Annotated in this window: 19 protein-coding genes and 1 riboswitch; of the genes, 11 read left to right on the forward strand and 8 right to left on the reverse strand. The window is 41.5% G+C overall.

The features are described 5' to 3' along the window. Window positions 1–26: 26 nt before the first annotated feature. Window positions 27–1847: a TonB-dependent receptor domain-containing protein gene (locus B1201_RS14390; RefSeq protein ID WP_078194210.1), complete on the reverse strand. Its 1821-nt coding sequence runs from the start codon at window positions 1845–1847 to the stop codon at window positions 27–29. A 125-nt stretch (window positions 1848–1972) separates the two neighbouring features. Next, window positions 1973–2138: riboswitch (cobalamin riboswitch) on the reverse strand. A 236-nt stretch (window positions 2139–2374) separates the two neighbouring features. On the opposite strand from B1201_RS14390, the gene B1201_RS14395 reads away from it, so the two are divergent. From B1201_RS14395 to B1201_RS14405, 3 genes are all read left to right on the forward strand, one after another. Further along, a complete protein-coding gene (locus B1201_RS14395; protein WP_078194211.1) occupies window positions 2375–4222 on the forward strand; it encodes a TonB-dependent receptor plug domain-containing protein in 1848 nt (615 codons plus the stop codon). Between the two features lie 46 nt (window positions 4223–4268). Further along, window positions 4269–4853 carry a cob(I)yrinic acid a,c-diamide adenosyltransferase gene (locus tag B1201_RS14400; RefSeq protein ID WP_078194212.1) on the forward strand — a complete coding sequence of 195 codons (585 nt, stop codon included), beginning with the start codon at window positions 4269–4271 and terminating at the stop codon, window positions 4851–4853. Between the two features lie 185 nt (window positions 4854–5038). Continuing rightward, window positions 5039–5752 (forward strand): glycerophosphodiester phosphodiesterase, encoded by a 714-nt coding sequence (locus B1201_RS14405; protein ID WP_078194141.1) that lies wholly within the window; start codon window positions 5039–5041, stop codon window positions 5750–5752. Between the two features lie 66 nt (window positions 5753–5818). On the opposite strand, the gene B1201_RS14410 is transcribed toward B1201_RS14405, so the two are convergent. Further along, window positions 5819–6352, reverse strand: a complete 534-nt coding sequence (locus B1201_RS14410) for an META domain-containing protein (protein WP_078194142.1) — start codon at window positions 6350–6352, stop codon at window positions 5819–5821. A 189-nt stretch (window positions 6353–6541) separates the two neighbouring features. On the opposite strand from B1201_RS14410, the gene B1201_RS14415 reads away from it, so the two are divergent. From B1201_RS14415 to B1201_RS14435, 5 genes are all read left to right on the forward strand, one after another. Continuing rightward, the gene (locus B1201_RS14415) at window positions 6542–7702 is read left to right on the forward strand and encodes an acyl-CoA desaturase (protein WP_078194143.1); all 1161 of its coding nucleotides are present in this window, start codon (window positions 6542–6544) and stop codon (window positions 7700–7702) included. A gap of 122 nt (window positions 7703–7824) precedes the next feature. Beyond that, complete coding sequence (locus B1201_RS14420) at window positions 7825–9270, forward strand: protein adenylyltransferase SelO (protein WP_078194144.1); 1446 nt, start codon at window positions 7825–7827, stop codon at window positions 9268–9270. A 112-nt stretch (window positions 9271–9382) separates the two neighbouring features. Beyond that, window positions 9383–9988, forward strand: a complete 606-nt coding sequence (locus tag B1201_RS14425; protein WP_078194145.1) for a L,D-transpeptidase family protein — start codon at window positions 9383–9385, stop codon at window positions 9986–9988. A gap of 35 nt (window positions 9989–10023) precedes the next feature. Continuing rightward, a complete protein-coding gene (locus B1201_RS14430) occupies window positions 10024–10395 on the forward strand; it encodes an MmcQ/YjbR family DNA-binding protein (protein ID WP_078194146.1) in 372 nt (123 codons plus the stop codon). Window positions 10396–10537: 142 nt separating this feature from the next. Then, the gene (locus B1201_RS14435; protein WP_218951584.1) at window positions 10538–10981 is read left to right on the forward strand and encodes a hypothetical protein; all 444 of its coding nucleotides are present in this window, start codon (window positions 10538–10540) and stop codon (window positions 10979–10981) included. A 289-nt stretch (window positions 10982–11270) separates the two neighbouring features. Here the strand turns inward: B1201_RS14435 and B1201_RS14440 are convergent, their stop codons facing one another. From B1201_RS14440 to baeS, 4 genes are all read right to left on the reverse strand, one after another. Further along, window positions 11271–12554 (reverse strand): amino acid permease, encoded by a 1284-nt coding sequence (locus B1201_RS14440; RefSeq protein WP_078194148.1) that lies wholly within the window; start codon window positions 12552–12554, stop codon window positions 11271–11273. A gap of 354 nt (window positions 12555–12908) precedes the next feature. Continuing rightward, window positions 12909–14606 (reverse strand): hypothetical protein, encoded by a 1698-nt coding sequence (locus B1201_RS14445; RefSeq protein ID WP_078194149.1) that lies wholly within the window; start codon window positions 14604–14606, stop codon window positions 12909–12911. Between the two features lie 244 nt (window positions 14607–14850). Continuing rightward, window positions 14851–15537: a response regulator gene (locus tag B1201_RS14450; protein WP_078191240.1), complete on the reverse strand. Its 687-nt coding sequence runs from the start codon at window positions 15535–15537 to the stop codon at window positions 14851–14853. Window positions 15538–15549: 12 nt separating this feature from the next. Continuing rightward, entirely contained in the window at window positions 15550–17220 is a 1671-nt protein-coding gene (gene baeS, locus B1201_RS14455) for a sensor histidine kinase efflux regulator BaeS (protein ID WP_078194150.1), read from the reverse strand. Window positions 17221–17354: 134 nt separating this feature from the next. Between baeS and B1201_RS14460 the strand changes: the two genes are divergently transcribed. From B1201_RS14460 to B1201_RS14470, 3 genes are all read left to right on the forward strand, one after another. After that, window positions 17355–17984: a hypothetical protein gene (locus B1201_RS14460; protein WP_078194151.1), complete on the forward strand. Its 630-nt coding sequence runs from the start codon at window positions 17355–17357 to the stop codon at window positions 17982–17984. Window positions 17985–18300: 316 nt separating this feature from the next. Further along, window positions 18301–20103, forward strand: a complete 1803-nt coding sequence (locus B1201_RS14465) for an acyl-CoA dehydrogenase C-terminal domain-containing protein (RefSeq protein ID WP_078194152.1) — start codon at window positions 18301–18303, stop codon at window positions 20101–20103. Between the two features lie 193 nt (window positions 20104–20296). Continuing rightward, window positions 20297–22078, forward strand: a complete 1782-nt coding sequence (locus B1201_RS14470; RefSeq protein WP_078194153.1) for an acyl-CoA dehydrogenase C-terminal domain-containing protein — start codon at window positions 20297–20299, stop codon at window positions 22076–22078. Between the two features lie 240 nt (window positions 22079–22318). Here B1201_RS14470 and B1201_RS14475 read toward each other — a convergent pair whose 3' ends face one another. Together B1201_RS14475 and B1201_RS14480 are read right to left on the reverse strand one after the other, a co-directional pair. Then, window positions 22319–22735 (reverse strand): GNAT family N-acetyltransferase, encoded by a 417-nt coding sequence (locus B1201_RS14475; protein ID WP_078194154.1) that lies wholly within the window; start codon window positions 22733–22735, stop codon window positions 22319–22321. Between the two features lie 14 nt (window positions 22736–22749). Continuing rightward, a complete protein-coding gene (locus B1201_RS14480; protein WP_078194155.1) occupies window positions 22750–23382 on the reverse strand; it encodes an FMN-binding negative transcriptional regulator in 633 nt (210 codons plus the stop codon). Window positions 23383–23409 lie beyond the last annotated feature (27 nt).

The raw sequence follows: 23409 nt of genomic DNA on the forward strand, positions 1-23409 counted from the left end.
TCAGGGCCTTTTGACATTTTAATGAATTATTTCATTGCATAACGTAATGTTACCCAAGCAGTACGGCCTTCTTGACGGTAGTAATAATCACTCCAAGAGTCATACACCGTGTAATATTCTTTATCAAACATATTAGCAAGCTTCGCTTGTACAGAAAATTCAGGAGTCGCTTGATAGGTTAAACGTACATCTGCTGTCGCAAAACTGCCAAAGCTTGTTGTATTAGCGGCATCCTTATAACGCTGGTCTTCTGCGTGTACAGAGCCACCTAGCGTCCATTTATCCATCGTATAATCTGCAGATACATTCAATAATTGGCCTGCACGACCCGCAATTTGATTACCTTTGGTCGCCCCAGAATTATATTCAGGCTCTTGATAAGTATAGTTTAAGTTCCACGTGAAGTTGCCCAGTGACTGTCCGAACTCAGCTTCCACACCCTTAATTTTTGCTTTTGCAATATTGGTTCCGCCTGAAATCATATTATCAATTTCATTATAGAAGGCAGAAATAGACCAGTTTAGCCATTGTGACCCTTTGAATCCAATTTCAATGTTTTCAGACTCTTCAGGTACTAGATTTGGATTTGACCAACCCGGATAATATAAGTCATTAAATGTCGGTGAGCGGAACGCGGTACCGTATGAAACATAAGTGCTGTAATTGTCGTTAAATGAATAACCAACAGCGGCATTGCCTGTGGTGTGATCACCAAACTGTTCGTTATCATCTAAGCGAATAGCAGCTTGCAGGTTCACTCGACCAAAATCACCAAGATATTGTGCATAGTAACCGACATTATCACGCTCTTTTTCATTGTAATTGGTAGTGCTGTCGACTTGATCATTTAAGTAATCCACACCCACCAATAGTGTGTTATTTGCATTGAAAGATAATGTGTTTAACCAGCTAATGCTATCTTTTGTGGTATCAAATACACCCGTCGATTTATCTGCACTAAAGGTTTCGTATTTATCTTCTGAACGGCCAAATTTAAGCTGCATTTTCCAAAGATCTACAGGAGAATAGCTAAAGCCAACGCCATACACATTTTGCTCAACCTTGTTATAAGGATTTACATTATATGGACTATCGTAATTTGTTTCGCCATTTACATAGAGAACATTAAAATCAGCTGCAAATTGATCATTAAACTGATGACCCGCTTTAATTGACGCAGAATAGTTTTCATAACCATCTTTATCTGTTTCAGTCGGCAAAGTTGTTACATCTAAACCTTGTGTTTTCAAGCCAGCCAAACTCAGCATCGCCCAAGAATTATCCTGACGAATATTCACACCGACATTCGCATCGTAAGTTTCATGTGAACCATACTTGAGCGAAGCAAATGGTTTTACGCCATTTTGCGTCCCTTTACGGGTAAAGATTTGAATCACACCGCCTACAGCTTCAGAACCATATAAACTTGAGCGCGGACCTTTGACCACTTCTACACGTTCAATTTGATCAACTGGCAAATGCTCAAAAGAAGTTTGGCCTGAAGTTGCCGAACCCAGTTTTTGACCATCCACCAATACCAATACCGCAGTAGAACCTGTACCACGAATGGAAATACTGGTTGGCTGACCTAAACCACCAGAGTTGGTATACGTTACGCCCGGCACTGTACGAAGCAATTCTTGTAAAGAAGTAAACTGCTTACGTTCAATTTCTTCACGATTAATGACTGTGACTGCTGCCAAAGTTTTTTGTGCGTCTTGCTCAACAATATTGGCAACCGTGTTGGTAATCACTGGAAGTTGATAAACTTGGTTTGCTGCCATCGCAGCAGAAAGTGGAGATAAAACAAAAAGCGACCCGAGTAGAGTCTTAGAGAAAGAATGCATGCTGTATTCCCCGATCGCACCGCCCGTGCGAATAATAAAATGGATAACGCAGGCGGATTCAGGGTCAGCAATGCAAGGCCAATATTGGCGCAATGATGCAATCCCGCTATAACGCCCGCCGCATTATGTATAGGTCTGCATCAGGCCGGTCTCCGGACTTAAGGATTTATCAAAATAAAGCCTATTCACCGTTGCGGGGGCAGTGTCAGATTCAAATCACTTTTCAATGTTTAGACTGACTTCCCAGTTTCACTTTTCAATTAAGAAAGCACCTGAAGCGCTGGCAGATTAATTTCTGCTCCACAGCAAGTCAAGCTGTATATGTACCTATCTTCAAATACCCCATAGTTTCGATTGTTCGATAAATCGGAGTTCTCTATACTTAAGCCATTCACAACAGTTGGCATGGGAAGTTTCCACAACACTGCCCCCGCAACGGTGTGCAAGCAATGCTTTGCCAGTCCGATACCTGCTCACTGTGTTCTATCACTCAATCATTTACGTGGGGTAAATGCATGGAGCATCGCATGTCAACTTTAGCTCGCCCTACAGCACTCGCTACAGGCATTGCTGCCGCTTGGGCTTTTTCTACATCTTGTTTTGCAAATGAATCGCGCATTGCTCAACCAACAATGGATACCATTGTGGTGACTGCAACACGCTCACAAGAAAAATTAGAAAATGTGCCTGCGCGTATATCTATTATTGAACCTGCAACCATAGCGCAATCCCCTATTTCCCAAATGAGTGATTTACTGCGTAACGATGCATCTATCAATATGGTGCAAAACGGCGGTTTAGGACAAGTTGCTTCGATTTTTGTCCGTGGCACAGAATCCGACCATACCTTAGTACTGCGCGATGGCGTGCGTTTGAACTCGGCAACATCAGGCATGGCGCCATTACAATTTTTGGATACTACCGATATTCAACAAATAGAGGTTTTAAAAGGCCCTGCCTCTGTGTTGTATGGCTCAGATGCGATTGGCGGTGTGGTACAAATTATTTCCAAGACACCCACAGAAAATACAGCCTTTGCCAGTACCGAAGTGGGTGAACACAAAACCTATAAAAGCATTATTGGTGCAGATGCCACAAAAAATGGCTATTACGCACAGATTCGAGGGCAACGCTTAGAATCAGATGCCACCAAAGTGTTTGACCTAGATGAACTGAGTACAGCAAGCTATGACCAAAAAGGCTGGAGTGCAAAAGTCGGATCAAAACAAGAAAATCATGCATATTCATTGGACTACAGTCATAACGATGGTCGCAGCTTTTATGTCAGTTGTAGCAATGAAGATAAAGACTATAACTGCTTGAACTACAGCAATGTCGCGCAAGACTTTAACAATGAAATGATCAACCTCCGTGGTGAAGTGCATCTGTTACCTGCTTTAGAACTGCACGCTCGACTTTCTCAGTTTAAAGATGAGCTAGATCAGGTCTCAACCACCGACTTCACACACAATAAAACCCAAGAAGCGGAAATCTATTCCAAATTTGAGCTGACGCCAAAGCAAACGCTTTTAAGCGGGATTACACACCGCAAAATCAGCGGTGATATTGTGTCTTATGGCACGGCTTATCAAGATGATAACCGCAGCACAGGTTATTACTTACAGCATCAATATCATCAAGATGGTCTTAATACACAGCTCGGCATCCGTTTAGAAGACGATGCAAAATATGGCAGCCATACCATTGGTCAAGCTGCAATTCGTCTGCAAGCACTGCCTCTTACCAGTGTATATGCCAATATTGGTACTGCGTTTAAATCGCCAACCTTAGATGAACGCTATAACAGCTGGTCAGGCAATCCAAACTTAAAGCCTGAAGAAAGTATTTCTTATGAGATTGGCGTCGACCAAAAGCTGAATCATGGGCTAAGTACCGGTCTATCCGTGTACCATACCAAAATCGACCATCTGATTGTGAACGGTCCTCATTACACTTTAGAAAATCTAAATACAGCGGTGTATCAAGGTGTGGAAACCTATCTGCAATGGCAAAATGGTGGATGGTCAAGTAAACTCAGCTATCATTATGTGAAAGCTCAAGATGATGAGAAAAAACAAGATTTACAGCGTCGCCCACGTCAGAATTTAAGCTTGACTACAGGTTGGAGCAATGACATTTATGGCATGAATGCAACCTTAAATGCCAAGTCAGATACCGTGGATTATCAGGCACGCAATCCCGGATATGCCACTATTGATATGAGTGCATTTTGGAATATCAATCCCAACCTCAAAGTCTTTACCAATTTACAAAATATTGGTGATGTCGAATACAAAACCTCATCGTATGGTTCAGGTTTGTATTATATGAATGGCGGGCGTTTAGCCTCTATCGGTGTCACTGTTAAATATTAATACACATCACTTTATTCAACTTTTAATCAAAAAATGGACAATTAAAATGGGCCACCGTTTAAGTAAAATTTATACCCGCACAGGCGATTCAGGCACGACAGGTTTAGGCGACGGTTCTCGCGTAGCTAAAGATGATTTACGCATCGAAGCCCTAGGCGATGTCGATGAACTCAATTCAAGTATTGGTATTCTGCGTTCACACATTGCACTTAGCAGCATTGAAGACAAAGCGACTTGGGATAAATCCCTCAGCCTAATTCAACATTGGTTATTCGACCTTGGCGGTGAAGTCTGTATTCCAAACTTCAACTTGGTACAGCCTGTGTCGATTGAGTTTTTGGAAAATGACATCGACCGCATGAATGAAGCGCTGCCGATGCTGAAAGACTTTATCCTGCCTTCAGGCACTTTAGTATGTAGCTTTGCCCATCAGGCTCGTAGCGTATGCCGCCGCGCAGAACGCCGTTTAATGGCTGTACATAACCGCGACCAGAACATTCAAGCACCGTCATTGCAGCTTTTGAACCGACTTTCAGACTGGTTATTTGTCGCATCGCGTACATTACAACGTGCTGAAGGTGGCTCTGAAGTGCTATGGCAGAAAAATATTAACGACACGATCGATCAATAAGTTTTGGATTCAAAAATTGCTCAAATCCTTTGATCAATTAAAAGTCTACTTTACATTGAAATAAATCGAAACATTTCGTCCGATCATTCTTGTATTTCAGAATGATCGGATCAAAATAACAGTGTCATCTCCCTGTCATTCTTACAGGACATTATGTTCTTAACATCTTTTTTTGTAGGCCTCGTATGCGCATAATCGGTCACCGTGGCGCTCGTGGTGAAGCACCTGAAAATACCCTAGGTGGTTTCCAATATATTCAAGACTTAGGAATTCGTGCTGTCGAATTTGACGTTCGGCAACTTAAAGATCGTGCCCTAGTGATCATGCATGATGACCAATTTATGCGAACGACAGGTCAAGATAAACATCTATATGAATGTAGTTCACAAGAGTTAGAACCCTATAACCATGCTGTGACTTGGTCAGAATGGAATAAAGTTGAGCCGACGCCACTGCTCGAACAAACGCTCAAAATTATTCATAACTTCGATCATATTGAAGTCGAAGTGAAAGCAGTGAAGACACAGACTGAAGCTGAAGCACTGACTGAAACCTTGGAACAACAGCTCCAAGGGTTCGAACATTCCGCGGTGATCACCAGTTTTGACCCTAAAATTCATCTTGCTTTGCAACAAAAAAAATCCGGCTTCAAACGCGGGCTTTTAGTTGAAACGGACGTAAAATTTAAAGCGATTGAACAAGCACTCAAATTAGGTTGTATCCAAATCGGTTGGATGAACCAACTTGCCAATTCAGACATTATTCAGGCCACACAGCAGGCAAAATTAAATGTGAGTGTATGGACCGTCAACGACGTTGATCGTGCTAAACAGCTTAAAGATTGGGGTATCAACGGTTTAATTACCGACTATCCTAAATTAATGATGCAGCATTTTTAATGCTGCTTTATTCACCTAGATTTGTGTAATTCACTTCTCGATCAACACGTCGCTATTTTAATCGGTCTATTTTCTTTCCAAAACCAATACAGTTTGTCCCCGACTGTTTTGTATCGTCATGTGTTTCCCTTGTATTTGGAATTGTGTTGCGGCTTGCAAGGCATCTGAAAGTTCAGCCTCTTGAGCCAAAGCCGAATCACAACTGAAATAGCCTGCTCGCGCATTCAAATCAATGCTGTGTTTTAAGGTATCGATCACATAAGTGCCATTGATATTGTTACATCCCGTATTTCCCTGAATTTGTCGAAATTGCGAATTGAACTGAAGATAAGGTTGATGATGAAAGAACTTAGCTTTTTGTCCAGCGATTTTCACAATCGTCCATCGAATATCTTGTATCCCATCGTTCACGCGAATAACTTTTAATGGCTGCTCAATACTGTTGCCCAGTGATTTTCCGTGTGACTTTGTAGTCACTGTCTGTGTAGGAGAATTTTGACAAGCCATCAGTCCAAGACAACTGATCAGAAAGCTGCCCCAGATGCAGTATTTGATAAGTAATTTCAGATTATTTTGACAAATTTGCTGTTTTTTTGGCATCTTCTTACTCCACAAAAAGTCAAATAACTTCAGTCGTATTATGTTACTGTCTAGAACAATACAACTGTACAATAACAGTGGTGAAAACGGGTTTTCCCGTGCTACTATTCTGTACGTTTAAAATCCCTTAAAAGTTTAATGGGATTCGTCCTATCTATACCTCCCAAGGTTTCAGGAGTGCTGTTGGAGATGAATGCTCCCCTACCCAAAGCCCCAATGAACTGGATTGCCATTTTTGCATTGGTGTTTTTACCTATTGTCGCAGTTATTGCAATTCCGTTATATGCCATTAATCATGATTTTAGTGCCGCTGCTTGGATCAGTATGTTTGTTTTACTGGGTGTCAGTAGTTTAGGTATTACCGCAGGTTATCACCGCTTATGGGCACACCGTGCTTATGAAGCAACCTTACCTTTAAAAATCATTTTAATGCTCATGGGTACTTTTGCAGTTCAAAATAGTATTTTATTTTGGGCTTCAGGCCACCGTACACATCACCGTCATGTTGATGATGTGGATCAAGATCCATACTCAATCAACCGTGGTTTTTGGTATGCACACATTGGTTGGATGCTTCGTGATTATCCTGCAGCAGCACCAAACTATAAAAATGCACCTGACTTATTAAAAGATAAAGTCGTGATGTTCCAAGACAAATATTACATCCCTCTAGTGATTGCCGTTCACGCAGCTATTTTGTTGCCAATTGGTTGGGCTGTAGGTGATATGTGGGGCGTTCTATTATTGGGCGGTTTAATGCGTTTAATCTTAAGCCATCATGTAACTTTCTTTATTAACTCACTTTGCCATATGTGGGGAAAACGTCCGTATACTGATGAAAATACAGCACGCGACAACTTTGTTCTAGCTATTGCTACTTGGGGTGAGGGTTATCATAACTATCACCACATTTTTCAATACGACTACCGTAATGGTGTGAAATGGTGGCAATATGACCCCACTAAATGGCTAATTTGGTCATGTTCTAAATTAGGTTTGGCAAAGAACTTACGCCGTATTCCAAGCTTTAATATTAAAAAAGCTGAGTTGGCAATGAAGTTTAAATATGCTGAACAAGACCTTGCGATTTATGGTCTGAATATGACCGATGACATCGCCACAGCAAAACAACGTATTTCTCAAGAATATGATGCGTTTTCGCAAACCTTGAATGACTGGGCAAAATTAAAAGAACAGGAAATTCAAGCGAAGAAAACAGCAGTTGCTGAAAAAATTCATCAAATGGATGACAAACTCAAACTTGAATTCCAGCAAGTTGAACAACGCCTATCTCAGCACCGTGAAACACTGAATCAATTAATGCGTAATTTGAAAAAGAAAACCGCTTAACTGTTTTAAAGCTCCTCAAATGATAAAGCCTCCCTTGTGGAGGCTTTATTGATTTTAAGCTACAGTTTTTCTATCTGGTCTTTGCTATAGTTTAAACATAATTTGAATTTTTAAAGATCATTATGCTGTTCAATGCCCGATATAACACCCTGCCACCTCGCCTGTACCATCATCAGCAGCCTGTACCCTTAAAAGGCTCAAAATCAGGACATTTCAATGCTGCTTTGGCTGAACAGTTACAATGGTCGGATGAAGATAAAGCTCAATGGGTAGAGATTTGCAGTGGGCAAAAAACCTTTGAGGAATTTGAACCTTTGGCCATGGTCTATGCAGGTCACCAGTTTGGACAATGGGCCGGCCAATTGGGCGATGGACGCGGCTTATTGATTGGGCAAATCATCGATAAACATGGGCAAACCATTGACCTGCACCTTAAAGGCGCCGGCTCGACTCCTTACTCACGCATGGGCGATGGACGTGCAGTATTGCGCTCGACTATTCGTGAATATTTGGCAGGACATGCGCTGAACAGCTTAGGTGTTGCATCCAGCAATGCGGTGGGTTTTACCAGTTCTGAGCAAGGTGTACAGCGCGAAAAACTCGAGCTCGGAGCGATGATGCTGCGTACATCTGACTGTCATATCCGATTGGGACATTTTGAATGGATCAATCAATATCAGGGTGATTTACTACCTGAATTCACGCAAAAATGTATTGAGTGGCACTACCCTGAATGCTTGGATGCTGAACAGCCCATTTTGGCTTTTGCCACTCAAGTTATTCAGCGTACCGCAGTGATGATTGCCAAATGGCAGCTGATTGGTTTTGCACATGGCGTGATGAATACTGACAATCTGAATATTACCGGTTCAACTTTGGACTTTGGCCCTTATGGCTTTATGGAACGCTTCCGTCCAAACTGGATCAATAACCATTCGGATTACCAAGGCCGCTATACCTATCAGCAGCAGCCAAGTATCGGGCATTGGAATTTATGGCAATGGCTGAATAATCTCATTCCGCTCTGCCCTACGGACTATGACAAAGAACAGTGGAAAGAAGATTTAGCTAAGTGCTTAGAGCATTTTGAACTGACCTTCTTGGAACATTATAAATTGGGCTTAGCTCAGAAAATGGGTTTGCCAAGTTTCCATAAAGACAGCTTTGACTGCGCCATGGCCTTTTTGCATATTCTGCAAAGTGAACAGCTGGACTACACGCAAAGCTTTATTCGTCTGCAAAATCATGAATATGAAGCCATTAAAGATGACTGCTTAGACCGCCGCGCCTTTGAAGGTTTCTTGGCACAATATGAAAGTATCCGTGAGCATCAGGACACCGATGCTTTAGATGCTGAAATGGCAAAGGCCAATCCGCATTATATTTTGCGAAATCACATGGCGCAAAAAGCCATTGAACTGGCAGAGCGTAATGATTTTTCTGAAGTTGAACGCTTATTTATATTACTAAGCCAGCCTTATCTGAAACAGCCTGAACTGGAAACAACAGAAGATTTAGGCCCCTTGCCAAGTGATGTGCCTGAAGTGATGGTGAGCTGCTCGTCTTAAACATTTATCCACAAATCCACATTTCACTCAGATTAAAATTGTGGATAATTTAAACATTATCCACAATGCCTAAATGGAAGGACTGCGAAAGCATTTCATCCTCTAAAAAATAATGACAAGAAAACGTATCGCCATTTTTAGTTTCGCTACCCTCTTCTGTATTGCGGCAGCCTATCTTGCCTATCAAAAATTTGAAAAATATCTACCTACACCTGCCAATGCACTGGCCTTTCCACCTAAATTAAGTGATTTGCAAATTCAAAAAATTCGCACAGAAACGCCGATCGACAGTATTCAAGTACATAAAGCTGAGCGTTATTTAGATTTAAAACATCAGGATCAGGTCATTCGGCGTTACCCGATGCGTCTGGGTTTTCAACCGCTTGGACATAAAGTTCAAGAAGGTGATGGCAAAACGCCTGAAGGCAGCTATATGATTGATTGGCGCAATCCGCAAAGTTCATTTTATAAGTCGCTGCATATCTCTTACCCCAATACGATCGATAAACAGAAGGCTAAGCAATTAGGTGTTTCTGCTGGCGGCGATATTATGATTCATGGTTCAGCGACCAGTTTGCAGATGAAAGTTGCTCCTCAGCTCATGACGTATTTTCCACAAAAAGATTGGACTTGGGGCTGTATTGCAGTGCGCAATATTGATATGGATGAAATTTGGCAACTGGTGAATAACGATACAGCGATTCATATTCATCCTTAGGCTTTAACGCTCAGGCTTATTTTTGGTTATCCCTTATGATTGCATTACATGCTGTAGCTGCTAAGACAGCCTTAGCCCTGCCTGAAACCACGTGCAGCCAGCCATTTGGTGAAGGCTGTGATGTGTTTAAAGTCATGGATAAGGTCTTTATGCTGAGTTTTCATTTGGAAGGCAAAGCGGCCGTTAATTTAAAGGTGCTGCCGGACAATGGCGCAATGCTTAAAGATATTTATCCCTTTATTCGTGCGGGCTGGCATATGAATAAGAAGCATTGGATTTCTGTTTTTACAGATGAAGAATTGGAAGAAGAACTGCTGCAGGATTTGGTGCTAAATTCTTATGAATTAGTTGTATCGAAGTTAAATAAAGGACAGCGGCAAAGGATTGAGTTGCTGAGGAGTGTTTAGATAACACTTCCCTTTCGATCTGGTTGATTTTGCAAATTTAGTATAATCGCAATTATGTTTAATCGGGGTATTATTAACAGACTGGAATATTATTTTTCTATATAATTCTTAATCTCTTACTTTAGTTAAACCAATAATCAAAATGAAACTACTAATAATCATTGGCATTACTTTAAGCTTCAATTCATTAGCATGGTCTGCATTACCTGAAAATAATCAAATTTCTTCAATTCTCAAAAACCAACTCAGCGATAAAATATTAACTGAATCTGAAATTATGGAAGGTGCTGCACAAACCCAAGGTCTATATCAATATTGCATCCAAGATACTGTAAGCAAACTTAAGCTTATGTATCCTGATGCAGATCAAGCAATGACAATGGATACCGTTAATAATGCTTGTATATATCCTGAAGATCGCTTTAATCTATATAGCATATTATTAGCTGCTTCTAGCATGAAAAAACCTATGTCAGAGAAAGAAGCGGCCATATTTATAGAACAAAATTATCTTAACAATGGTCGTAATCAAACAAATGCTACTCAGCGTGAGAAAGTTTATACAAACCTAGGTTTATTAAAGTAAAAAATCATCGAAGACTTTTGAAAAATTAAAAAATTTTTTATTGAATTAATATTCCAAGCTTCTGTCATATAACATAGATTAAGTTTTCTAAAATCAGCATAATACACGTTATACGAAATAATTTGTTTTATCCAATATAAATCATAATCTTATATAAATTTATCCTAGAATTCAGTACACTAGAGCAGTCTTTATCTGAATGTTCACTCAATTTGCTTACCTTGTCAGAATTTTCAAAATCATTCTTTAGTGGCAATAAACAAAGGCTCTTCCCTAAGCCTTCATGGTATTAAACTTTCTTCGCTTGCATCACTCTAAACAGCACATACAGCAGTAAAATCCATACGGGCTGCATCAGCACCGACAGCATAAAGCCTTGATTCCACATGATGTATAAAATCATCAGCATAAACACTAAGACAAAGTAGTTGGTGAACGGCGCCAATAAGGCAGGAAACTTAGTTTGTATGCCCTGCTGATGCATCGCTTTTCTAAACTTTAAATGAATTAAGCTAATCAGCATCCAATTCAGCACCGCAGCGCTCACCACGATATAAATCAAATAACTCAATGCTTTTTCAGGCAAGAAATAATTCAGCAGTACACAGCCAAAAATCAGCAAAGCAGAAAATAAAACCGCGGCAATCGGCGTACCGTGTTTATTCACCTGCTTAAATGCTTTTGGCGCATTGCCTTGTTCTGCCAAGCCCAGCAGCATGCGGCTATTGGCATACATGCCGCTATTACAGACCGAAACGGATGCCGTCAAAATAATAAAATTCAGCAAATGTGCCGCCCAATCAATCCCCATCTGATTAAAAATCATCACAAAAGGACTATGATCCAAACCGCCAAGTTTCAACTGATTCCACGGCACCAGCGACAGCAGCACCGCCAAGGAACAGATATAAAATAAGAACACGCGGATCACGGTTTGGTTTACCGCTTTCGGGATGTTCTGATCGGGGTTTTCAGTTTCAGCCGCCGCCATGCTGATTAATTCAATACCGCCAAAAGCAAACATCATAAAGGCTAGCATGTAGAATAAGCCTTCAAAACCGTGCGGGAAGAAGCCGCCATGTACCCATAAATTACTAATCGAAGCGGTAGAGTCTGCGCCTGCTGTAAGTAGCAGGTATATACCAAAAATAATCATGGCAACAATCGCCACAACCTTAATCATCGACAGCCAAAATTCAGATTCTGCATACAGTTTGACATTGGCTAAATTGGCTAGCGTAATCACAGCAAAAAACACCAGAACTGAAACCCAAGCAGGCACATGCGGCCACCAGTAATTGACATATTTGCCTATCGCAGTCAGCTCGGTCATCACCACTAAAATGTAGAGAATCCAGTAGTTCCAGCCCGTTAAAAAGCCAGCAAACTTGCCCCAATATTTAAAAGCAATCAAGCCACCAATCAAATAGCCCAGAATTATCGATGGTCCAGCCGACTCAATAATATGCGCAGAGCCTAAAAATAGCCCTGTGCCTATTGCACCACCCATTGCAATCAGCTGAATATGGCGGTTCTTTAATCGGCGCTGCAGTTGAGGCATTTCGCTGCTCACAACACGTTCTCATCTTATAAAAAAGTGGATTGTAGCCTGTGCAGCTCTTTGCAGCCAAATATTCGCAGTTTATTTCTGTATGAATCATTATGGAATACAGCGTGTGAGCTGCATTACTCCATAGCACTTGGTAATTTATAGGCTTGACAATACAGGCCATATGATTCCATTACAACATCCGAAATCTTTAGCCGCCAGTGTGCTGAAGTGGCTGAATATATTGCCCTTTCAAATATAAACAGCTCTCAATTGAGAGCTGTTTTTAGCATTCACCACGCTTGATGGTTGATTGATCGCGAATGCAGTACGCCTAAACCTATTCTAACCATTCATACTGCGCCACCATGTAAATCGTTATTTACGCTGTGGAACATCCGCCCAACGTGCATAACTATTCGTGCTTTTCAGCACAGCGCCCGCTTGTTTTGCAGCGAAGCCACTATAGTCCTGAGAGAAACTATCTGAATTTTCATCAAAACTCACACCATCAAATAATGGGAAAGTTCCGGCTTTTTTCTGAATCACCACATCATCAATCATCCAGCCACGGAAACCATTATAAAGTCCATCGACCGTTCTAAATTGGAATTTCAGCTGAACATTGGCCTTGCCTGCATATTCATCTAATGAAATTGCTTCTTGCTGAACAGCAGCCGGTGCGAGGTTAAAGCCTAAATTACTGTATGGAATCGGCGCGCGCTCATATGCAGAGGATGGATCTGCCAGCGGGTTTAAACGAGCCAAAGTCTTAAAGCTATTGCCGCCGTCGGTAGAAACTAAAATATTCATCAAATCGAATCCCTGATTATTTGGATTGACCGACTCAATTTCCCACCATGTTTTAAAGCTTAAACTCAAAGGCGCCTGATACTGGCTTAGATTAATGGCAGGTGAGATTAACTCACCCATATTATGGGTATTAGATGTTCCGCCATCAAACTCTGGAGCCATAGATGAATCACTTAAAGCGCCAATAAAATTACCATTTACTTTGTCACCATACCAATATGCTGTATTGCCTTGCAGTGGCTCAGGCACCTTGCCTTGGCTCTGATCATTCGGCGCTAAGCGCACACGCTGATTTACTTGATTATTACGAATGTTGTGACCTTTGTTTAGCAACTGCCAGTCGACATTAGCCACACTTGGTTGCGACCTTGTCCATGCATTGCGGGTTGCAGAGTCCACTTCAAAAGTTTCACGCCATACCACATCTGCAGATGCCGTTTCAGGCAGCACTTCAAATTGATATCCTGATGCAGAAGAAGCAATGACTGTGACTTTTTTGGTTATGCTATTGAATCCTGCACCGCTTATGGTGAGGGTGGCATTTTTCAATGCTTCAAGCAGCGCATTGGACACGTTAAATGAAAGCGTAAAATATCCATTGGCATCAGTCAAAGCACTGACAAATGCGCCATTGGTCGCTGTACCGCCAGACAATGACACTTGCGCATTCGCCAAAGGTTTCCCTTTAAAAATCACTTGACCAGAGAATGTTCCGACCACTGCATCATTGACTGGTGCATCACTTAGTGTCTGACAGTCTTGGTCTAAGCAGTTGAGAACCACATTCAACACAATGCTCTTATTGGTATTTTTAGGATGGATCAAGAATGCCGAAACTGCAGACTGTCCATTTTTAGTGACCAAAACATAATATGTGCCTGCAGCCAATTTAGGCAGTTTAACGATGCCTTGAGCATTGGCAAGATAACTTTGACCTTTAAAATGAGTTGCTGTCGGTAAACTATTGATCGGTGGAAAGAACTGTTCAGAATCATCTGCTGTGATTGTATTTGTTGCTGTTTTCAGACTGCCTGCTTGTACTTTTTGCCATTCTTCATCACTTAAAATCTGAATCGACGCAGCATTTAAAGCAAGATTATTCACATCCAACAGCGTCAGCTCTTCTACACTTTTTTGTACCATAGCATCGGCAACTGGCTCTGGCGGTAAACTCCCTGTCTCATCACGATCACTACCCCCACATGCCGTTAAACCCAAGACACCCGTGACCATTATTATTTTTACAAAAGCGCTATTTTTCATCTGTTCTGCCCTCTGGCTGTTCCATTTTTAAAAATTGTTATGTCTACATTGAACTCTGCCAGCTCAAACATACTGGTGAATATTCCAGCACAATAATAACCAATTTTCATTAAATGCGCAAATTTCGCATTTTATATCTTTATGGCTTTCGGTTCTTCTTGTATTTAAAATTAATGCAACTAGCTATACACGTAGCAAAAAAAAAACAGGCCGAAGCCTGTCCTTTTAGTATTTACAATCTATTTTAATCTTCTGGATATTCAAAACGGTAGCCGACGCCATACACAGCTTGAATCCACTCATGACGGTTGCCAGTTTCAGCAGCATCCGAAATTTTACGGCGCAGGTTTTTAATGTGGCTATCAATCACACGGTCAGCCACTTCAAAACTGTCTGGGTTAATATGATCAAGCAATTGCGCACGTGAATACACCTGCCCTACATGCTCTAAAAACAACTCAAGTAAACGAAACTCAGTTGGCGTTAAGCTCAACGCTTTTTGTTGATACCAAATGCGTTGCTGTGCTTTGTCCATACGGAATAAATCATTCACCTCTGGCTCTGCTTTACGTTCTAAACGACGTAATACTGCTTGCACACGTGCCACCAATTCTTTCGGACTAAACGGTTTGCAGACATAATCGTCAGCACCCATATTAAGCCCCAATACACGGTCAATTTCTTCAGTGCGTGCAGTCACCATAATAATCGGCAAATCAGACTGCTCACGGACTTTACGGCAAATGGTTAAGCCATCCATACGGGGCACCATCAGGTCTAAAATCATCAGACTCGGTTTACGTTGGGTGAAGCTGTCATAGGCTTCTTGCCCATCATGAAACATGCTGACTTCAAAGCCTGCAGCCTCTAGATAATCACGCACCAGCTGTGCAAGTTCCACTTCATCTTCAACCAACATGATATGTTTCATGCATGCTTCCTTTTAATATTTCATCTGTTTGGGAAATGTCAATTTGCAACGCAAACCGCCCAATGGAGAATGATCAAAACTCAACTCTCCACCCAATGCTCTAGCTATTTTTACGGATAACGCCAATCCTAATCCTGTACCACCAGTTGCACGCGTGCGCGAATCATCTACGCGATAGAAACGCTCACCTATACGTGCCAACTGTTCATCAGTTAAACCAAATGGGCTGTCATCAACATACACGGTCCACTGGGTTTCATCTTGCTCAGTATGGACATGCACTTCACCACCAGCTTCCGTATAACGAATACTGTTACCCAATAAGTTGACCATAATCTGTTTAAAACGGTCTATATCTAATTGTAATGAAGTCCCTTCGCCCATTGCGGTAATTTTCAAATCTGCTTGCTCAAACTTCGGCTTAAAGCTTTCAACCTCTTGGATCACTACATCCCAAGGATTGAGCGTGGTCAAATAACAATTCAGTTGTTGTGCATCGGCTTGTGCCAAATCTGCCAAATCTTTGGTCAATTTTTTCAAACTACTCACTTGATTCAGCATCGAAGTAAAATGCTCTGGCGTTGGCTTACGAATACCGTCCTGCATCGCCTCAATTTGAGCCTGTAACACGGCCAATGGCGTTTTCAATTCATGTGAAGTATCAGCCACCCATTGACGACGTGACGTTTCATGCTGATCGAGAATTACGGCCAACTGATTCAATTCATTCGATAAATCACCAAGCTCATCATTACGGTTCACCGCAACTTGATGTTGATAATTGCCCTTGGTTAATTCACGTGTTCCCATTAACAAACGCTGAATCGGTTTTTTAAAGTATGTTGCCAATAACAATGCTGCAATCAAACTTGCAATAAACGTAAGCGCATAAACCAATAATAAATAACGTTTTTGCTTACTAAAGAAGTTAATACTGATCGCATCATCTTGATCGAGGACAGGTTTGAGCCCCAAATATCCCACGATTTGATTATTCACCATAATCGGACGATAAGAGATTTGTTCATCTGTCGGCTCACCCACAACAAATTGGCGATGTGCATCATATAAAGATAAACGCGAACTCAAGCCCAAGCGGTCAGGCATTTGGATAAATTGTTTCTTACCACCATTATTACTGTTACTTTGTGAGGATTGATCTGCATCTTTTTCATCTGTGTTCGACTCTTTTGGACGGAATACATTTTGGTTCGTACTTAAAGGAAATTTTAAACCTTCAAAGGGTTGGAACTCAGATGGTAAGTTTTGTTCCAGCCATTTCAGCTCTTCAATTTTTTGCTCTGCCGTATGCTGTGGTGTTGCCAGCATCGATGCTGCATTTAAACTATGATCTTGGAAATAGCGCTGCTGCAATGCAATGTCATATTGACGACGTAGCCACCACCGAGAGAGACGATCATAGTCATCTGGCGCTGCCTGCCCTTCAATTTGCAGAATCTGTGCCTGAATCGCATTGCCCCAATCATGATAGACCGTATACACATCGGCTAAATTTTCAATGACATGGTCAAGCTTTTGCATCTCGACATCGGCCACATATTTGGTGAAATTACGCTGCATATTCCAATGCAAAACGCCAAGACTTACCGTTGTGATGACGAGCGTCGTCAACAGCACAGTCAGAAACAAGCGTAGGGCAATCGGGATACGACGTATTTTCAAACGAGAACTCTCATTTTTCTTCTATATTCATTATTGTAGCGAACACGCAACTAAAAAACTCTCCATTGTTTCTACATCTTTATTATTTAATCTTTAACCATCGGAAAAAGATCTAATCTGGTGGGGTAAAGACTATGAAACAAATGACCAAAATTGCTTTAATCGGTGCAAGCGTACTGAGCATGGGTGCATTAACTGCCTGTCAATCGACAACCGCACCAAAAGATAACGATCATGGCCGTATGATGAAACAACATCATGGTGATCAAGATCGTCGTATGTCACCTGAGCAACGTGAACATTTTAAACAAATGCGTGCCGAGCAACGTCAAGTGTTTGCTGATATGCAAAAAGCTTGTAATGGCAAGACGACAGGTTCAACAGTTCAAGTAAAAGCTGGCGAAAAAAACATTGATGGTACATGTACCATGGTGTTCAAAGCAGACCGTCAGGACATGAAAAAAGCGCGTGGTGAACACAAACCAATGCGCGGTGAACATCGTCCAATGCGTGGCGACATACGTGGTCAGATGCAACGCGGTGAGCCACTGACTGATGCAAAACGTGCAGAACTGACTAAAAAGTTTGATCAACGTTTAGCAGAACGCCAAACGAAGCAACAAGCGATTATGAAAGCATGCCAAGGTAAGACTGATGGTAGCGCAGTTGCCATTAAAGTTGGCGAACAGCAAATCAATGGTAAATGTGAGCTTCGCTTCCAACCTAAAGCCCCTGTTGCCCCGACGCCAGCCCCAGTAAAATAATCCAAACTTAGATCGCAATATCATTGCGTAAAAAAGGCACTCCCATGAGTGCCTTTTTTATTGGACATATCTTTTTACGCTTTTTGACTATTTGTGTCATTCATTTTCATCTAAAAGCGTTTACACTCAATGCACTTAGCTTTTTCAAGGGATATTTCTTTGACTTTACAGTCACCAACAAATCACCCTGAAATGCTTGTACCCAATAAGAAGATGTTGCACGATTAGAACCATTCCAATACGTGTCATTGAAGACACGTTCAAATGTTATTTAGGATTACTAACGCTGGTAGAAACCAGTATTGAGGAAAACGATATGCCACAATACAAAGCGCCCTTACGTGATATGCAATTTGTTCTGCATGAACTTTTAAAAGCAGAAGATCACTATGCACAACTGCCTGCATTTTCAGACACCGTAAGTCGTGAGTTGGTTGACCAATATCTAGAAGCTGCTGCTGACTTCTGTGAAAATGAACTTTCTCCTCTTAACCAAGTCGGCGACCGTGAAGGTTGTACTTGGAATGATGGCGTTGTAACAACACCAACTGGTTTTAAAGAAGCGTATCAAAAATATATCGAACTCGGTTTCCCATCTTTATCTGCTGAAGAACAATACGGCGGTCAAGGTCTACCAGTTTCACTAGGTAACATCATTTCAGAAATGGTGGGTACGTCGAACTGGGCTTGGGGTATGTATCCTGGTCTATCTCATGGTGCTGTACGTACTTTAGAACACCACGGTTCTCAAGAGCAAAAAGACACTTACCTTCCTAAACTTGTTTCAGGTGAATGGACAGGTACCATGTGCTTAACAGAATCTCATGCAGGTTCTGACTTAGGTATCATCCGCTCTAAAGCTGAACCGCAAGCGGATGGCAGCTATGCAATTTCTGGCGAGAAAATCTTTATCTCTGCTGGTGAACACGACATGGCTGAAAACATCATCCATATCGTCCTTGCTCGTCTTCCAGGTGCACCAAAAGGCACTAAAGGTATTTCATTATTCATCGTACCTAAATTCAATGTAAATGCTGATGGCTCAATTGGTGAGCGCAATGCGGTACGTTGTGGTTCGATTGAACACAAAATGGGTATCCATGGTAACGCGACTTGTGTCATCAACTTTGATAACGCAAAAGGCTTCTTGATTGGCCCTGAAAACCGCGGTCTAAACTGCATGTTCACATTCATGAACACTGCACGTATCGGTACTGCTGTACAAGGTCTTTCAGCTTCTGAAGGTGCTTTCCAAGGTGCGCTTGCTTATGCAAAAGACCGTTTGGCAATGCGTTCACTTTCAGGCCCTAAAGCACCTGAAAAAGAAGCAGATCCAATTATCGTGCACCCTGCAGTACGCAACATGCTGCTTACGCAAAAATCATTTGCTGAAGCTGGTCGTGCTCTGGTTTACTTATTATCTTTCCATGCAGATATCGTGGAACAAGGTGCAACGGAAGAAGAACGTAAATTCTCTGACAACATTTTGTCTCTACTAACACCAATTGCTAAAGCATTCTTAACTGAAACAGGTTCTGAATCTGCAAAACACGGTGTTCAAGTATTTGGTGGCCACGGCTTCATTTCTGAACATGGTATGGAACAAATCGTACGTGATACACGTATCTCTTGCTTGTACGAAGGTACGACTGAAATTCAAGCAATTGACTTGTTAGGTCGTAAAGTATTGGGTACTCAAGGTGCAATGTTGAAAGACTTCACCAAGATCATCCATAAATTTGTTGAAGCTAACAAAGACAACGCTGCCATGAAAGAATTTGTTGAGCCGCTTGCTGCGCTAAACAAAGAATGGGGCGACTTAACCATGCAGATTGGTATGAAAGCAATGCAAAACCCTGAAGAAGTAGGTGCTGCTGCAGTCGATTACCTCTACTTCTCTGGTTATGTAACGCTTGCTTATTTATGGGCTCGCATGGCACTAGTTGCACAAGAAACTTTAGCTGCAGGAACAACAGATGTTGATTTCTACAATGCAAAAGTAACGACTGCTCGCTTCTACTTCAAGAAAATCTTACCACGCGTTCGCTCTCATGTAGAAGTGATTGCAGGTGGCCTAGATCCTCTTATGGCATTGGATGCAGAACACTTTGCATTCTAATGTGAATATATAAAACATATTCAAAAAATTGTACTCTTGAGTGCAGAAATAGAGAAAGGACGGTCATAGCATTGGCAGTCCTTTTTCTTTATAAATAGTCTCATAATTTTACTTTGGTCAATTTTCTCCACGCTTTATGTCGATACAAATTGCCCCAAGTCCACAGATTCAAACAATAAACAGGTGAACGAACATGCCAATTTATAATGCGCCGCTTGCAGATATGAAATTCATCTTAAATGATGTTTTTAAAGCAGAACAATTCTGGCAAAACAACGAAAATCTTGCTCACGTTGATGCTGCAACTGCAGAAGCCATTCTTGAAGAAATGGCAAAATTTGCGCAAAACGTCACTCATCCTTTAAACCGCACAGGTGATGAAGAAGGCGCAACCTATAGCAATGGCAATGTCACGACTCCTGCTGGTTTCAAAGAAGCATTTAAACAATATGCAGAAGGCGGCTGGATTGGTCTAGGCGCAGATGAAGAATGGGGCGGTCAAGGCATGCCGAAAATGCTGACTGTTCTGTCTGATGAAATGCTGTTTGCAACCAACCCATCATTCATGCTCTACCCGCTTCTTTCTGTTGGTGCAGGCATGGCGTTAAACAGCTATGCATCACAAGAGCAAAAAGAAACTTATTTGCCAAAAATGTATACAGGCGAATGGTCAGGCACGATGTGCTTAACTGAACCGCATGCAGGTACAGATTTAGGTATTATCAAAACTAAAGCTGAACGTAATGAAGACGGTACTTATAACATTACTGGTACGAAAATCTTCATCACTGGCGGTGACCATGACCTTTCTGAAAATATCATCCACTTAGTTTTAGCGAAAACGCCTGATGCGCCTGCGGGCTCACGCGGAATTTCACTATTCATCGTACCTAAATTCTTGGTGAATGCAGATGGTTCATTGGGAGAGCGTAATGCTGTAGGCCCTGGTTCTATTGAACATAAAATGGGGATCAAAGCGTCTGCAACATGTGTGATGAACTTTGATGGCGCGAAAGGCTACCTGGTTGGTAAAGAAAATGAAGGCCTTGCAGCGATGTTCGTCATGATGAACTACGAACGTCTGTCTATGGGTATTCAAGGCCTAGGTGCTTCTGAATTTGCTTATCAAAATGCAGCGCAATATGCGACTGATCGTTTACAAGGTCGCAGCGCTTCTGGCGTTCAATCGCCTGCAAAACCTGCAGACAGCATCTTAGTTCATGGTGATGTACGTCGTATGTTGCTGAACGCACGTGCCAACAATGAAGCGTCTCGTGCATTTGCGGTTTATGTCGGTCAACAACTGGACATTACCAAGTTCTCTACTGACCCAGAAGCAGTCAAAGCAGCCAATAACCGTGTTGCGCTATTAACACCGATTGCAAAAGCGTATTTAACTGATACAGCTTTCCAAGCAACGCTAGATGCCCAAATGGTCTTCGGTGGTCACGGCTTTATTCGTGAATGGGGTATGGAACAATGTATCCGTGACCTCCGTATTGCACAGATTTACGAAGGGACCAACGGTGTTCAATCGCAAGACTTAATTGGTCGTAAAACCATTAAGTGCAATGGTGAATTCATTGCTGAATATATCCAAGAAATCCGCGATTTTGCCAATAACTTAGATGCCAGCTTGAACTACATCAAAGATGCAACATTAGATGCAGCAGCTGAAGTTGAAGCTGTGACTCAATATGTACTTGAAGCTGCTCGTGAAAACATTGAGTTCCCGAACTCAGCAGCAGTTGATTACCTACATGCTGTAGGCTTACTCAGCTTTGCCTATATGTTTGCGCGCATTGCAGATGCAGCAAAAGACAAAGATGGCGAGTTCTACCAAAACAAACTTGCACTGACTCTTTACTTCACGCAGCGTATTTTACCTGAATTGGCATTACGCATTGCTAAAGTAAAAGCAGGTTCTGAAGTGATCATGAACTTCTCTGAAGATTACTTTACCAACCAAGCTTAATTAAATACACAAAATCAAAAATGCCCGATTTATCGGGCATTTTTTACTTATTACTCTTCATACATAACCAATGAATAGGATTCTTTAAGCAAAAATAATAAACGTACCAACTTATTCATAATCTTCCAATTCCATTCGATATGTAAAACAAGGATGGAACTGATCGTCTAGCATTGGAAATTTCGCCCAATGCGTTTTATCTTTATCTAATTTAAATCCGGCCTTATTTAAGACATTTTGTTATGCTAGATGCTCCTCAGCACAAAACGATGAAACAACCTTCGTGACATGATTCTGCTTTAAATACTTAATTACCCCAATTAAGGCCTCAGTCATATAACCACAACCATGAAAATCCCCCCCTAACCCAAAATGTATTTCTCCATGGTTTTCTTGATTGAAGAAATACAGTAAGCCCATCGCTAAATGCGTATTCTTATCACTATTCACCCATGCAAAATCAGGATTGTGTATCGACCAACAATGATCTGCCCACTTTTCTAAAACACTCTTGGTCTGTTGAATCGTTAAATGTGGTAACCGCTGCAGATAACGAGTTGCTTCTATATTCGAAAAATATGTATCAAATAATGAAATTTCATCTCCTAACTGATACTTTCTCAGGCATAAACGTTCCGTTTCAATCCTATTGGGCATGATTCTTTAGCCTGTTATTTCATGGGATAAAATTTTTTGATCGACTCCGCCATTTCAGCATTCGACATTTCCAAAGCTTTTGCCACATTCATTGCATCTACAACGCTGCGATTTTGACTCACTTTAAACTTACCCAAAATTGAGTCTATTTCGATTTCAATCGCTATAATTTTTTCCAGTTGTTCCGCGATAAAATCATGAGGCGCATCGCCCATTTTCCATGGCACGGGTTGGCTAGCTTCATGTTGTCGAGTCAGCCGAGCCAGAAGCCCTCGTAAATATTTTTCATCTGCAACTTTACGAATTGTGCCTTTGACATGTACCACGCGATAGTTCCATGTCGGCACAACGCGATGATGTTCCTGCTTTCCTTCATACCAGCTTGGCGAAATATATGCATCATCGGCATGAAAAATCACATAGGCTTGCGCTGACTGATTTAGCAATTCAAACATTGGATTAGCCTTGGCAATATGACCGCGCAATATGCCCAATTCGCCTGACTCAGCGTCATATTCTAGTGGTAAATGATTCACTTCCAACTCACCATTGGGTGCAGTCAGTATTACTGTCGCCAAAGCATACTTACGCATAAGATCAATCAGATCAGGGAGTTCATCATGTTTAAAATGCGTTGGTTGATACATCGTCGCTTCATTCTTATAGGACAAAAT

The organism is Acinetobacter sp. ANC 5600 (genome assembly GCF_002018395.1).
In the GTDB taxonomy this organism is placed as follows: Bacteria; Pseudomonadota; Gammaproteobacteria; order Pseudomonadales; family Moraxellaceae; genus Acinetobacter; species Acinetobacter amyesii.